Origin of the sequence: Clostridium algidicarnis, assembly GCF_000703125.1 — a bacterium.
Classification (GTDB): domain Bacteria; phylum Bacillota; class Clostridia; order Clostridiales; family Clostridiaceae; genus Clostridium_L; species Clostridium_L algidicarnis.
Genome location: NZ_JNLN01000001.1, coordinates 2,761,466 through 2,774,807 on the forward strand (window position 1 = coordinate 2,761,466; position 13,342 = coordinate 2,774,807).

15 protein-coding genes are annotated in these 13,342 nt (G+C 29.9%); 1 reads left to right on the top strand and 14 read right to left on the bottom strand.

Annotated features, from left to right (window positions below; translation table 11 throughout):
* Positions 1-4 precede the first annotated feature (4 nt).
* The 5 genes from coaD to BV55_RS0113240 all read right to left on the bottom strand — a co-directional run bounded on the left by coaD (position 5) and on the right by BV55_RS0113240 (position 5,175).
* On the bottom strand, positions 5-484 hold the full coding sequence (gene coaD, locus BV55_RS0113220) for a pantetheine-phosphate adenylyltransferase (protein WP_029453284.1): 480 nt from the start codon (positions 482-484) through the stop codon (positions 5-7).
* 4 nt (positions 485-488) lie between these two features.
* Entirely contained in the window at positions 489-1,046 is a 558-nt protein-coding gene (rsmD, locus tag BV55_RS0113225; protein WP_029453285.1) for a 16S rRNA (guanine(966)-N(2))-methyltransferase RsmD, read from the bottom strand.
* A 69-nt stretch (positions 1,047-1,115) separates the two neighbouring features.
* A complete protein-coding gene (recG, locus tag BV55_RS0113230; protein WP_029453286.1) occupies positions 1,116-3,149 on the bottom strand; it encodes an ATP-dependent DNA helicase RecG in 2,034 nt (677 codons plus the stop codon).
* Between the two features lie 42 nt (positions 3,150-3,191).
* Positions 3,192-4,814, bottom strand: a complete 1,623-nt coding sequence (locus BV55_RS0113235; RefSeq protein WP_029453287.1) for a DAK2 domain-containing protein — start codon at positions 4,812-4,814, stop codon at positions 3,192-3,194.
* A gap of 13 nt (positions 4,815-4,827) precedes the next feature.
* Positions 4,828-5,175, bottom strand: a complete 348-nt coding sequence (locus BV55_RS0113240; protein WP_029453288.1) for an Asp23/Gls24 family envelope stress response protein — start codon at positions 5,173-5,175, stop codon at positions 4,828-4,830.
* Positions 5,176-5,371: 196 nt separating this feature from the next.
* Here BV55_RS0113240 and rpmB point away from each other — a divergent pair, with 196 nt between their 5' ends.
* On the top strand, positions 5,372-5,563 hold the full coding sequence (gene rpmB / locus BV55_RS0113245) for a 50S ribosomal protein L28 (RefSeq protein ID WP_029453289.1): 192 nt from the start codon (positions 5,372-5,374) through the stop codon (positions 5,561-5,563).
* Between the two features lie 43 nt (positions 5,564-5,606).
* Here the strand turns inward: rpmB and spoVM are convergent, their stop codons facing one another.
* From spoVM to rsmB, 9 genes are all read right to left on the bottom strand, one after another.
* Entirely contained in the window at positions 5,607-5,675 is a 69-nt protein-coding gene (gene spoVM, locus BV55_RS15970; RefSeq protein ID WP_104409117.1) for a stage V sporulation protein SpoVM, read from the bottom strand.
* A gap of 71 nt (positions 5,676-5,746) precedes the next feature.
* On the bottom strand, positions 5,747-5,908 hold the full coding sequence (locus BV55_RS15735) for a hypothetical protein (protein WP_169993891.1): 162 nt from the start codon (positions 5,906-5,908) through the stop codon (positions 5,747-5,749).
* A gap of 143 nt (positions 5,909-6,051) precedes the next feature.
* Complete coding sequence (locus tag BV55_RS0113255; protein WP_029453290.1) at positions 6,052-6,687, bottom strand: thiamine diphosphokinase; 636 nt, start codon at positions 6,685-6,687, stop codon at positions 6,052-6,054.
* Entirely contained in the window at positions 6,684-7,337 is a 654-nt protein-coding gene (rpe, locus tag BV55_RS0113260) for a ribulose-phosphate 3-epimerase (RefSeq protein ID WP_029453291.1), read from the bottom strand. The genes BV55_RS0113255 and rpe overlap by 4 nt, the downstream gene beginning before the upstream one ends.
* On the bottom strand, positions 7,331-8,194 hold the full coding sequence (gene rsgA / locus BV55_RS0113265) for a ribosome small subunit-dependent GTPase A (RefSeq protein WP_029453292.1): 864 nt from the start codon (positions 8,192-8,194) through the stop codon (positions 7,331-7,333). Before rsgA ends, rpe begins: the two co-directional genes overlap by 7 nt.
* Before the next feature lie 23 nt (positions 8,195-8,217).
* Positions 8,218-10,209 carry a Stk1 family PASTA domain-containing Ser/Thr kinase gene (pknB, locus tag BV55_RS0113270; RefSeq protein ID WP_029453293.1) on the bottom strand — a complete coding sequence of 664 codons (1,992 nt, stop codon included), beginning with the start codon at positions 10,207-10,209 and terminating at the stop codon, positions 8,218-8,220.
* Positions 10,184-10,945, bottom strand: coding sequence for a Stp1/IreP family PP2C-type Ser/Thr phosphatase (locus BV55_RS0113275; protein ID WP_029453294.1), 762 nt, complete (start codon positions 10,943-10,945; stop codon positions 10,184-10,186). The genes pknB and BV55_RS0113275 overlap by 26 nt, the downstream gene beginning before the upstream one ends.
* Positions 10,946-10,947: 2 nt before the next feature.
* Positions 10,948-11,997 carry a dual-specificity RNA methyltransferase RlmN gene (rlmN, locus tag BV55_RS0113280; RefSeq protein WP_029453295.1) on the bottom strand — a complete coding sequence of 350 codons (1,050 nt, stop codon included), beginning with the start codon at positions 11,995-11,997 and terminating at the stop codon, positions 10,948-10,950.
* A gap of 10 nt (positions 11,998-12,007) precedes the next feature.
* A complete protein-coding gene (gene rsmB, locus BV55_RS0113285) occupies positions 12,008-13,327 on the bottom strand; it encodes a 16S rRNA (cytosine(967)-C(5))-methyltransferase RsmB (RefSeq protein WP_029453296.1) in 1,320 nt (439 codons plus the stop codon).
* Positions 13,328-13,342 lie beyond the last annotated feature (15 nt).

Sequence of the window (13,342 nt, forward strand, 5' to 3'; positions counted from 1 at the left end):
ACCCCTATATTTTAGCTTTTTCTACTATTGTAGATATTATTTCGTCCGGAACTAATCCTTTTATACATCCACCAAACTTAGCTACTTGTCTAACTGAAGAAGAACTTAAGTAAGAATATTTTGCATTTGTCATCATAAAAACAGTTTCTATAGATGAATCTAATTTATTATTCATAAGTGCCATTTGAAATTCATATTCGAAATCTGAAAATGCCCTTAACCCTTTAACAATTACTTTAATATCTTTTTCTTTCATAAAGTCTATTAATAAGCCATCAAAACTATCTACTTTGACATTTTTATATGGCTTAACAACTTTTCTTATAAGTTCTACTCTTTCTTCAATGTCAAAAAGCCCTTTTTTATCAACATTAACTAAAACTCCAACCGTAACTTCATCAAATACTTCAGAGGATCTTTTTATTATATCCAAATGTCCATTTGTTATGGGGTCAAAACTTCCCGGATAAACAACTCTTCTCATGGGCTTAGTCCTCCTTATAATCATAAAAACATATAGTTGTATTTCCGTATCTTCTATGATCCTTTAGTATTATAAAGCCATTGCCTTCATATATTTCCTCTTGACTATCAATCTTTGTTACTATAAGCCCTCCCTTAGCAAGTAAACTGTTACTATGTACGAGTTCTATGGCCTTAGGTATCATCTCTTTCATGTAAGGTGGATCTATAAATATTACATCAAATTTATTTTCAGATTTACCAAGCCTCTTTAATGCTTCATAAGAATCCATGTTAAGGCAATATGCCTTATCTTGAAACTTTAAATTTTCTACATTTTGTTTTAATAAAGGAAAGGTTACAGGACTTTTATCTATTAAATAACATTCCTTCGCACCTCTACTTACGCTTTCTAAACCTAAGCTGCCAGTACCTGCAAAAACATCTAGTGTTGTGGCATTTGGGATTCTTAATTGTATCATACTAAACATGGCCTCTTTTACTCTATCTAAAGTTGGCCTTGTATCTAGGTTAACAGGAGCAAGTAACTTTCTTCCCCTTGCTACACCAGCTATTATTCTCATATGCCATCCTCCTCAAAATTACTTTTATACATTTTACCATAGGAATTTATAATATACAAAGTTTTTATATTAATTAAAACAAATATATTTAGAACTACTTTCTAAGTAACTCATTATTTCTTCTATCAGTAGTTTATTTATATAAAGATTGCTATTTATAACTTGGTGTGCTTCATTATTAGCTATTTTAAATAATTCTATATCCTCCATTATATCAGCCAATATAAGTCCCGTCTCTCCATGTTGTTTAATTCCAAATAGCTCTCCAGACCCTCTTAATTTTAAATCTTGCTCCGCTATATAAAATCCATCGTTACTTTCTACCATAGTCATCATTCTTTTCTTAGTTGTATTACTTTTAGCTTCCCCTATAAGCATACAATATGATTTATAAGTTCCTCTTCCAACCCTTCCCCTTAGTTGATGAAGCTGAGATAGACCAAATCTTTCAGCGTTTTCTACAATCATTACTGTAGCATTAGGAACATTTACCCCAACTTCTATAACCGTAGTTGAAATTAAAACAGATACTTCTCCATTTTTAAACTTAGTCATTATATCTTGTTTTACTAATGGTTTCATTTTTCCATGAAGTATCTCTACAGTTTCCTTATTCAGATATGTTTGTTTTAACTCTTCATATAATTTGTTTACAGAGTTAAGATCTAATTTTTCATTTTCTTCTATAAGTGGACATACAATATAAGCTTGACGTCCCTTTTTTATTTCTTCGAATAAAAATTTATAAGCTAGCCCTCTTTGTTTTTGATTATAAAAAACAGTATCTATTTTTTGTCTTCCAGGAGGCAGTTCATCTATAATTGAAACATCTAAGTCTCCATATAAATATAGTGATAAAGTCCTAGGTATCGGAGTTGCTGTCATTACTAACACATCTGCAGTTTCTTCTTTATTTATAAGCTTACTTCTTTGATGTACTCCAAACCTATGTTGTTCATCTGTTATTATGATACCTAGCTTCAAGGCTTTTACATCTTCTTCGATTAAAGCATGTGTACCTATTGCTATCATTGGTTTACCTTCTTTTAGATCTTTTTTAATTCTTTCTTTTTCCTTTGGTGATGTACTTCCAGTAAGTAGTTCTATTTCAATAGCAAATTTATTTAATATGTCTTTACATTCTTTATAATGTTGATTTGCAAGAATCTCAGTAGGAGCCATAAATATTGCTTGATAATTATTTTTAACTACATTAAACATTGCTATTATGGCAATTATAGTCTTCCCACTTCCTACATCTCCTTGTACTAACCTATTCATTGGATAAGCTCTTTTTTCATCTATAAGAATTTCTCTCACAGTTCTACTTTGAGCTTTTGTAAGTTTAAATGGTAAACTTTCTTTTAGATTAGTTAAGGATTCATCCATTTTAAAAGCTATCCCCTTTGTATTAAACTGAAGTTTTTTCTTTAACATTAATATTTTTAAGGAATAAGTAAAAAGCTCTTGAAATTTCAGCCTTTCTTTAGCTTTATTTAAACTTTCCATATTTTTTGGGAAATGTATGTTTCTAATAGAACTATCTAAGGACATAAAATTATGTTTTTGCAATAAATCTTGTGGTAAATTTTCTTTTATTTCTATATTATCTAAGACACTATTTATCAATTTCAATATGATTTTATTAGTCAATTTGTCCTGAAGTATATATTTGGATATAATATTTCCAGTTTTAAGCTCTTTACTTCCTATAAGAGGATTAGTAATTTCTAAAATATCTCCACTCTTTTTATAGCTTCCAAAAAGTACATATTCTTCGTCAATGTTAAACTTTGTTTTTATGTATGGTTGATTAAACCACTTCGCTATAACTTTCATATTTTTGTAGCTAAAATTTAAGGTAATAAGATGTTTACCTGTTCTAGTCTTAATATGACTTTTAACTCCTTTAAAAGTGCAAGTTAATACTAATTTTTCTTTTTCAAAGTTTTCACTCCATAAAGTTTCATTGTTTACAAACTCATAAGTTTTTGGAAAATATAATAAAAGATCCATAACCGTGAATATACCACATTTATTTAAATTTTCTTTTGTTTTAGCGCCAACTCCTTTTAATTCTTCTATATCTTTATAAAGATTCACAAATAACACCTCATAGCAAAAAAAGCCCGTAGGCTTTTTAAATTATTCTACAGAAATTATGAAATAATACAAAGGCTGTTTTCCTTCGTAAAATTGAATGTCTATATTTTCATATATACCTTCTAATTTTAAAGCAAACTTTTCTACTTCTTCTTTTGTGCAGTCTGCTCCGTAAAAAAGAGTTATAAGCGATTTATCCGCGTCAACTATCTTTTCTAACAATTTTTCGCTAACGTCGTATATCTCACTACCAACTTCTTTAATTTTACCTTCAACAAGTCCTAGTATATTTCCTTCTTTTATTTCAATTCCGTCCATCTCAGTATCACGGACAGCATAAGTTATAGATGCTGATATAACAGATTCAATACTTTCTTTCATAACTTCTAAGTTTTCTTCTACATCTCCATCAGGATTAAACATAGTAACACAAGTTATACCTTGTGGTATACTTTTTGTAGGTATAACAACAACATTTTTTTCTGAAAGCTCCGCGGCTTGAGTTGCTGACATAATTATATTTTTATTGTTTGGCAATATAAATATATTTTCTGCATTTACCTTTTCTATACTTTTTACTATTTCTTCTGTACTAGGATTCATGGTTTGGCCACCTGATATAATATAGTCTACTCCTAAGTCTTTAAAAATATGTTCTATTCCCTCTCCCATAGATACAGAAATGAATCCATATTTTTTTTGTTCTTCTTTAGTTTCTTCTTTATATTTTTCTTGATCTATAATTAAACTTCTATGTTCTTCCCTCATATTATCAATTTTAATTTTTGAAAGTTCTCCAATTGCTACTGCTTTTGATAAAACATTTCCAGGATCATTGGTATGAATATGAACTTTAATTACATCTTCATAACCGACAACTATCATAGAATCGCCCTGAGCTTCTACTTCCCTTTTAAAATCTTCTGCTTTAGATGAATCTCCTAAAATTATAAATTCGGTACAATAACCAAATTTAATATCATGAGGTTCAAGATTGTTAGCAGCAGATATATTAGTGGCTATTGAATGAAAATCTCCAAGCGTAGATTTAACATCATCTCTTAAAGCTTCATGAATTCCTTTTAATATTATTAAAAGTCCCATTCCACCAGAATCTACTACCTTAGCACTTTTTAAAACTGGTAACATATCAGGTGTCTTATTTAAAGTATCTTCTGCACCTTTGCAAACGTCATCCATAAGGAGTGTTATATCTTTAGCTTTACTCTTCAGAGCATTTTCACCTGCTGACCTTACCACTGTAAGGATTGTACCCTCTATTGGTCTCATTACTGCTTTATATGCAGATCTACTACCTTCCATTATACTTTCTGCAAACTCTTCAGCATTTGCTTCTTCCTTACCTTCTAATCCTTTTGCAATACCTCTTAGTATTTGAGATAATATAACTCCTGAATTACCTCTAGCTCCCATAAGAGCTCCTTTAGCAAGTTTCTTTGAAACTTCGCTAATAGATTTAGAGTTCATATCCTCTATTTCTTTTACTGCTGCTTTAAATGTCATTGACATATTAGTCCCTGTGTCCCCATCAGGTACTGGAAATACATTTAAGGAATTAACAAACTCCTTTTGTTCTTCTAATTTATTACTAGCATTAACCATTACATTATAAAAATGCTCACCATTTATTTTTAAATATTTCATTTAAGTAAACCTCCTAGACCCTGATACCTTGAACATTCACAGTTATACAAGAAACCTTTAATGCTGTATAGCTTTCTATATTATATCTTATTCTTTGAATAATATTATTAGCTATAACAGATATTTTAGTTCCATATTGTACTACTACAAATAATTCTATAGTCAGTTCTTCATTTTTATAATTAATTTTAACGCCTTTACTCAAATTTTCGATCTTCAGTAATTGCCATAAACCATCAGCAGCACTTTTAGAAGCCATTCCTACTACACCATAACATTCCATAGTAGATAACCCTACTATATTAGCTATAACTTCGTCTGAATACTCTACGTTTCCATATTCATTAGATATTCCTATCATATTCAGTCCTCCTTGATTAATTCCATATCATATATTCTATATTAACTTTTCACTTTATTCAAGAAAATTTAAATTTTAATTACTTTATTTACTAATAACCTTATATTTTACTTGCACAAAATCTGAATATTTGATAGAATATTATTTGTGCTAAATGAAGAATATTATCTTCTATAGTTAGAGGAGGTGTTTTATAATGTCAAGAAGATGTGAATATTGTGATAAAGGTGTTATGTCAGGGGTTCAATACAGCCACTCGCACCGTCAATCAAAAAGAAAATGGGCTCCAAATATAAAGAAAATAAAAGCCATAGTTAACGGTACTCCAAGGACTGTCCATGTTTGTACAAGGTGCCTTCGTTCCGGTAAGGTTGAAAGAGCTATATAAAAGATAAAAAATGCAATTGTTAAGATACAATTGCATTTTTTATTTATCTTTTTTTTAGAGCTTTTAGTATGTTAGATAAGAACTTAGGTAACTTTATTGCCATTATCTTCATGTTACATTGCCTCCTTAAAAGAGATTAGGCTTAAATTAGCTTCTAAATATATTAAATATATGGTTGATTTTTTACTTTTTACCACAGAAAATATACCATCCACAGTATACAAGTCCAGCTCCAATAGCCAATAACCATGCCCACAGAGGCATTAATACAGATAATACCATTCCAAGTCCTACACACCCAACTACTATTCCATAAAACTTTTTCTTATTCCATCTTTTACCCAAATAAATCACCCGAAACATATTGCTCCAATAATTATTATATTAAACATCTTTACTTTGGTGATTATCATATTTTATTAATTTTATTGTTTAAAATAACTCTTATTTGGTTAACCACAAATTATAATACTTTGTTTTATAATAATTTAATCTTTAGAATACATAACCATAACTATACCTTTTTTAAACTCAATTCTCACATCTTCTTTTAAAAATTCATTAGACACCGTCCTAGGGTCTCCAAATGCAAGCCTATAGTCTCGAAGGTCATACTTTGCACCATATATATTAAACTCTTCTACCTCCTCCTTAAAAGCTTGAAATGACAGTATTTGGCCATACTCGCCTTTAAGACTACAATTTTTATTTCTTAAAAATATACAATTGTTGTCATCTTTTATATACGCATCTACTCCATTATCAAGGCAAGTCTCTAAAAGCCCCAAATTTGCTAACATATGATCTAATCTACTTCCTGTACATCCTAAAAAAACTATTTCTTTTGCCTTTTTTTCTAATGCCTTTATTAAAGCAAGTTCTGTGTCTGTAAAATCTTTTTCTTTTGGATATATTTCTATATCCTCTAAATTATTTTTAAAATATTTAAAAACTTTTTCATCTATAGAGTCGAAGTCACCAAGTAAAATATTTGGGCTTATACCTGCCCTATAAAGCACTTCCCCTCCCTTATCAGCTGCTATAAGAAAATCACAATCTCTAATCTCATCATTAAGTAAATTAAAAGAGGGGGGATTTCCCCCTGCTACTATAACTATTTTCATTTTGTAACCTCTTTAAGGTTTTTTATATTTTCTTCTATTCTATCTTGTTTAAACACCGCAGATCCTGCAACTATTATGTCAGCTCCGCTATTTGATACATCTTTAATATTAGTTAAATCTATTCCGCCATCTACTTCTATAGCTATATCCTTACCAGTTTTCAGTATCATTTGTTTTAAATCTTTAATCTTTTCATCACAATACTTTATATATTTTTGTCCCCCAAATCCTGGGTTTACGCTCATAATTAAAACCATATCTAATTCTTTTAATATGCTTTCTAATACATTAATAGGTGTTGCTGGATTTAATGCTACAGCAACTTTTATTCCAAGCTCTTTTATATGAGTAATAGTTTTATCTAAATGCTTTTCTGATTCATAATGTACAGTAATAATATCTGCTCCTGCTTTAGCAAACTCTTCTATATATTTTGACGGTTCCTCTATCATAAGGTGTACATCAAATTCTTTCTTTGTGTAAGGTCTTATAGATTTAATAATTGGCATACCAAAACTAATATTAGGTACAAACCTTCCATCCATAACATCTATATGTATAATGTCCGCCTCGCTATTATCTAATCTTGTTATATGCTCTCCTAATTTTGAAAAATCTGCTGATAATATTGAAGGTGCTATCTTTACCATTTTTTTCTCCTCCCCATAATTTCTTCTAATGTTTTAATATAAAAGTCATACCTAACTCTACTTATGTTACCTTTATCTAATGCTTCTTTTACTTTACAACCTGGCTCTTTATTATGAAGGCAAGAATTAAACTTACACTGCCTGTAAAATGAAAATTCTGGAAATAAGTATTGGAGTTCTTCCTTAGGCATAATATCCACATCTAAAGTAGAAAACCCGGGAGTATCTAATAAAAATCCCTGTTCTATTTGAATTAATTCACTATGCCTTGTAGTATGCTTTCCCCTACCAATTTTTTTACTTACTTCGCCAGTCTCCATCTTATAATTTCCTATAAGACTATTTAATATAGTGGATTTTCCCGATCCAGAAGGCCCACAAAGTACTGTTACATTATCTTTAAGCATTTTTTTTAGTGGTTCAAGATTATCCTCTTCTGTTGCTTTTATAAATAAAAGTTCATAACCCAAATCTTTGAAAATATCTTTAATATAAAGATATTCCTCTTTTTCACAAAGATCTATTTTATTTATACATATTATCGGTTTTATATTGTTGTATTCACAAAGTAATATAAACCTATTTAAAAGTTCTATATTAAGGTCTGGGTCTTTAATTGCAAAAACTATAAATGCTTGACTTACATTGGATACCATAGGTCTTGTAAGTTCTGAGTTTCTCTTGTAAATCTTTTCTATTACGCCCTTACCGTTTTCTACTGTTATTTCAACTTTATCACCAACCATTGGAGTAAGTTCATCATGTCTGAACTTACCCCTGGCCTTACACTCAAAAACTTCATCTACAGTATCTATATAGTAAAATCCTCCGATACCTTTTGTTATTATACCTTTCATCTATAACCTCCATTGTTAATAAGTTATGGTTTAGGTTTTGGGTCAGGTTTTGGGTCTGGTTCTACTGGTTTCACCGGCTCTTCTGGTTCTGGTTTTTTAGGCTTTTCAGCTGCTGTTACTGTAACAGTTCCACCAGGTAAAACACTGTTAACATCTAGTGCCGTAATTTTATCTTCCCCTGCAAACCCACCTGTATTAAGTTTTACACCTAAAGAATTTGCTCTTCCTTGAGCTTCACTTATTGTTTTACCAACAAGTTCACCTACATTTAATTTTTCTGGCTCTTTATAAATATAATATTTTATATTTATATTAGATCCTGCTTCTACTTTAGTATTCGCCTCTATTGATTGATAAAATACCTTTTGATCCTTGGATTTATCAGTAGTTTCTTCCACAGATTTATTTACAGTCAATTTTGAATTTTTCAAAGCATTTTCCGCATCATTAATATTTGCATTCATTACATTTGGAACAGCAACTAAAACAGTCTTAGGTCCTTTGCTTACAACTAAATTAATTTTTGTACCCTTTTCAACTTGCTTATCTGGAGCTGGATCTTGTTTTATTACATTATCTTTACTTACTGTATCACTAAAATCTGAATCAATACTTCCGACTTCAAGTTCATAACTTTCTATCATATCCTTAGCTGATTTTATGTCTATATCTTTAAGGTCCGGAACATTTACAGATGACTTTCCTCCGCTTATAATAACTTTTACTACATCGCCTTCTTTTGCCGTTTCACCTTCTTTAGGGTTTGAATCTATTATGGTCCCTTCTTCTTTGTCACTTTTCTCTGTACCTGCTACTTCCATTTTAAGTTTATTGCTTTCAAGAACCTTTTTAGCCTCTTCTTTTGTTAGATTTAATATTTGAGGCACTGTTACTTCTTTATTCTTTTTAGTTGTGAGTGATGATCTATCAATTAAATAAGCACTTAATAGTCCTAATGATATGGCTAATACAGCCATAAGCGATATTATTATTATTTTTTTACTTTTCTTTGTTATCCCTGCTTTTTTCTTATGATCTTCATCTTTATATTCTTCTTCTTCTTCATCTTCATCTTCATCATTATCCTCTATAATTGTTTTGTCCTTTTCAAGTTCCTCTTGAAGTAGGGCTTGATTTACAGGATCCATTATTCTAGTAAATCCATTGTCTATATTAGCATACTGCATTTGAGAATCTGGATCCTTTTGTATTTTAATTAAGTCATTCATCATATCTTTAGCAGTTTTATACCTTTTAGCTGGCTCTTTTTCTATAGCATTTAATATTAATTTATTTAAACTTTCAGGTATGTTTTGAACTATTTGCTTAGGTGGTATAGGTGCTTCTTGTATATGTTTTAATGCTACAGAAACTGGACTTTCAGCATCAAATGGAACTCTTCCTGTAACCATTTCATATAGCACTATTCCTAAAGAATATATATCCGTCCTAGCATCAATATAGGCTCCCTTTGCTTGTTCTGGAGAAAAATAATGAGCAGAACCTAATATCTTTTTAGAATTAGTTATAGTGGCTGAATCTGGTGATTTTGCTATACCAAAGTCTGTTACTTTTAAAACGCCTTCTTCTGTAACTAAAATATTTTGTGGCTTTATATCTCTATGAATTATATTATTTCTATGGGCACAATCTAGTGCCTTTGAAATTTGTATACCATAATCCAAAACCTTATCATAAGGTAATCTTCCATCTTCTTTAATAACTTCCTTTAATGTTTTTCCTTTTACATATTCCATAACAATATAATTTATATCACCTTGACTTCCAACATCAAAAATATTAACTATATTATTATCCGATAAGTTAGCAATTGCTGTAGCTTCTTTTTTAAACTTATCAACTAAATCACTATCTGATACAAATTCTTTCTTTAAAATTTTAACGGCATCAAACCTATTTAATTTATGGCACCTAGCTTTATAAACTATAGCCATGCCACCTTCTCCTATTTTTTCTAAGAGCTCGTATCTATCGCCTAATATCGTTCCTATCATCATAATCTTGCTCTCCTTTAACTAAAATTAAAGATATGTTGTCTCTTCCCCCGCGTTTTTTAGCCTCTTCTATTATCTTTTTGCAAAGTTCATCGTAGCTCGCGCAACTATTTTTATTAATAATATTATATAATTCATCTTTTGGTATATCATTAGTTAGGCCATCTGTACATAACAAAATCATATCCATATCTATATCAGATATATCAAATATATCTATTTCTAAATGTTCATATGTGCCAACTGCTCTTGTTATTACATTTTTATTTGGGTGATTCACAGCTTCTTCCTCCGTTATGCTTCCCTTATCTACAAGCTGCTGTACTAAAGAATGATCTTTAGTTATCTTAATTATATTATCTTTCTCTATAATAAAGCAACTACTGTCTCCTACATTTGCTATTAAAGTCTTATCTTCATACATTATGCAAGCTGTTATAGTAGTTCCCATTCCTCTGCATTCTTTTTTTTCATTTGAAATGTTAAATATCTTTTCATTAGCATAGGTTATAGCCTCTTTAAAATCACTTAATAAATTTTCTTTTAAGATATTTTGTTTTGCCTCAAAATAACTTTTTACAGTCTCTACAGCTGTTTTACTTGCTATCTCTCCTGCATTATGGCCACCCATACCATCAGCTACTATAAATAATTTAATATTATCATTAATTAAATAACCAACATAATCTTCATTTAGGCTTCGTACCATTCCTAAATCTGTTATCATTCCAAACATGACTAGCACCCCTTTTTTGATATTTGGGTCTTCTCAATGTGGCTTCTTCTAAGTTGTCCACATGCAGCATCAATATCTGATCCCATTTCCCTTCTTACAGTGGTGTCAATTCCTCTCTTATTCAAAACATCTGCAAACTTCTTAATATTTTCTTCGGAAGATTTTACATATACCTTTTCTTTAATTTCATTCACAGGTATTAAATTCACATGACATAAAATACCCTTAAGTAAATTACTTAATTCTATAGCATTTTCTTTGGAATCATTTATTTCATTAACCAATGCATATTCAAATGTAATTCTTCTGCCTGTCTTATCAATATAATCTTTGCATGCATTAATTATTTCTTCTATAGAGTACTTATTAGCTATTGGCATTATCTTCTTTCTATCTTCATCATTAGATGCATGAAGTGAAATAGCCAACGTTATTTGCATGTTTTCTTTTGCCATTTCATTTATTTTAGGCACAATTCCACAAGTAGATAGTGTAATATGCCTTTGCCCTATGTTTAGTCCATATTCTGCATTTACTATCTTCAAAAATTTAATCACATTGTCATAGTTATCAAATGGTTCTCCGCTTCCCATAAGCACAACATTTGATATACGATCTCCATTCAACTTTTCTGCAGCTAATATCTGCGAAATCATTTCCCCCGCTGAAAGGCTTCTAATTACGCCATCTACTGTAGATGCACAAAATTTACATCCCATTCTACATCCTACTTGCGTAGATATGCAAATAGACTTACCATATTTATAATCCATTATTACGCATTCTATAAGATTATTATCTTCAAGTGCTAATAGTAATTTTTTAGTATTATCTTTTTTTGACTGAAAGCTATTAACCACTAGTGGTATATATATTAAGAAGTGACTTTTTAACTTCTCTCTAAGAGGTTTTGATAAGTTTGACATAAGATTAAATTCAAAAATACCTTTATAAATCCAGTCCATAACTTGCTTTGCTCTAAATTCACTTTCTTTATTCTCTTTCATCCAGATTTTTAGTTCTTCTAACGATAGGTCTAAAATATTTTTCATACAGCACCTACTAAACTCTCATTAATTTAGCTATAAAAAAGCCATCCATGTTCTCTTGTGGTAATATAGTAACAGAACCTTCTTCACTATAAATAATATTATTTGCTTCTTTAAAATATACTTTTTCCAACTTAAAACTATTGTTATTTTTCAAAAACCATTTTATATTATCTTCGTTTTCTTCTTTATTTAATGTACAAGTAGAATAAAGGAGTATACCACCTTTTTTTACATATTGAGAAGCATTTTTCATAATCTCTCTTTGTATAGCTATTAGTTCCTTAAGATTTTTTAAATTTTTATTCCATTTTATTTCTGGTTTTTTTCTTATTATGCCTATACCAGAACAAGGTACATCTATTAACACCTTATCTGCTTTATTAATAAGCTTTTCATTAAACCTTGTAGCATCCATAGTATCAAGTACTATGTTTGAAAGTCCCAATCTGTCCATATTCTCTTTTATAAACTTTAATTTACCCTCTTGTATATCAAAAGCCAAAACCTTACCAGTACCCTTTAAAAGCTCTGCTATATGCGTAGTTTTACCTCCTGGTGCTGCACATAAATCTAAGACTATATCATCTTTATTTATATCCATAACATTTGCTACAAGCATAGCGCTTTCATCTTGCACTGTAATTTCACCTTCTACAAATGCTCTGTTTTTTTCTATACTGCTACCCTTTGATATAACTATGGCATCATCGCATACATATCCCCTACTAATTTCATACCCAGCCTCTTGTAAGCCTTTAAAAATGTCATCATAAGAACCTTTAATTGAGTTTGTTCTAACCGTTACTGCTGGTCTGTTATTCAAACCTTTTAATATAAGTTCTGTATATTTATTTCCATACTGTTTATATAATGATCTTATCATCCAAGGTTCAAAAGAATACTCATAGGCCCATCTTTCAAATCTATCTTGATTATTTAAAAAGTCCTTTTCTTCATTTCTTAAATAATTTCTAAGTACTGCATTTACAAATTTAGAAGATGCTTTAGATTTTTTCTTAGCCAAATTTACAGCTTCATTTACTGCAGCATAATTTGGAACTTTGTCTAGATATCTAATTTGATATACAGTAATCCTTAATATATTTAATACATAATTGTCTACTTTTTTTATATCTTTTACAAAAGATTTTATAATAATATCTATAGTATATTTATATTTTATAGTCCCATATACTATTTCAGTAATAAGTCCCCTGTCCATATCTTTTAATTCTTTACCTTTTAATTCTTTATTTAATGCAATATTAGAATAAGCATTTTCATTAAATACTTTACATAAAACATTAGTGGCTAATTCTCTCGCGTTCATATTTCTACCTCAAAT

Excerpts from the sequence above, each read along its gene's own strand:
- coaD (WP_029453284.1), bottom strand. The coding sequence starts at position 484 with ATGAGAAGAGTTGTTTATCCGGGAAGTTTTGACCCCATAACAAATGGA.
- rsmD (WP_029453285.1), bottom strand. The coding sequence starts at position 1,046 with ATGAGAATAATAGCTGGTGTAGCAAGGGGAAGAAAGTTACTTGCTCCT.
- BV55_RS0113235 (WP_029453287.1), bottom strand. The coding sequence starts at position 4,814 with ATGAAATATTTAAAAATAAATGGTGAGCATTTTTATAATGTAATGGTT.
- BV55_RS0113240 (WP_029453288.1), bottom strand. The coding sequence starts at position 5,175 with ATGATAGGAATATCTAATGAATATGGAAACGTAGAGTATTCAGACGAA.
- rpmB (WP_029453289.1), top strand. The coding sequence starts at position 5,372 with ATGTCAAGAAGATGTGAATATTGTGATAAAGGTGTTATGTCAGGGGTT.
- BV55_RS0113255 (WP_029453290.1), bottom strand. The coding sequence starts at position 6,687 with ATGAAAATAGTTATAGTAGCAGGGGGAAATCCCCCCTCTTTTAATTTA.
- rpe (WP_029453291.1), bottom strand. The coding sequence starts at position 7,337 with ATGGTAAAGATAGCACCTTCAATATTATCAGCAGATTTTTCAAAATTA.
- rsgA (WP_029453292.1), bottom strand. The coding sequence starts at position 8,194 with ATGAAAGGTATAATAACAAAAGGTATCGGAGGATTTTACTATATAGAT.
- pknB (WP_029453293.1), bottom strand. The coding sequence starts at position 10,209 with ATGATAGGAACGATATTAGGCGATAGATACGAGCTCTTAGAAAAAATA.
- BV55_RS0113275 (WP_029453294.1), bottom strand. The coding sequence starts at position 10,945 with ATGTTTGGAATGATAACAGATTTAGGAATGGTACGAAGCCTAAATGAA.
- rlmN (WP_029453295.1), bottom strand. The coding sequence starts at position 11,997 with ATGAAAAATATTTTAGACCTATCGTTAGAAGAACTAAAAATCTGGATG.
- rsmB (WP_029453296.1), bottom strand. The coding sequence starts at position 13,327 with ATGAACGCGAGAGAATTAGCCACTAATGTTTTATGTAAAGTATTTAAT.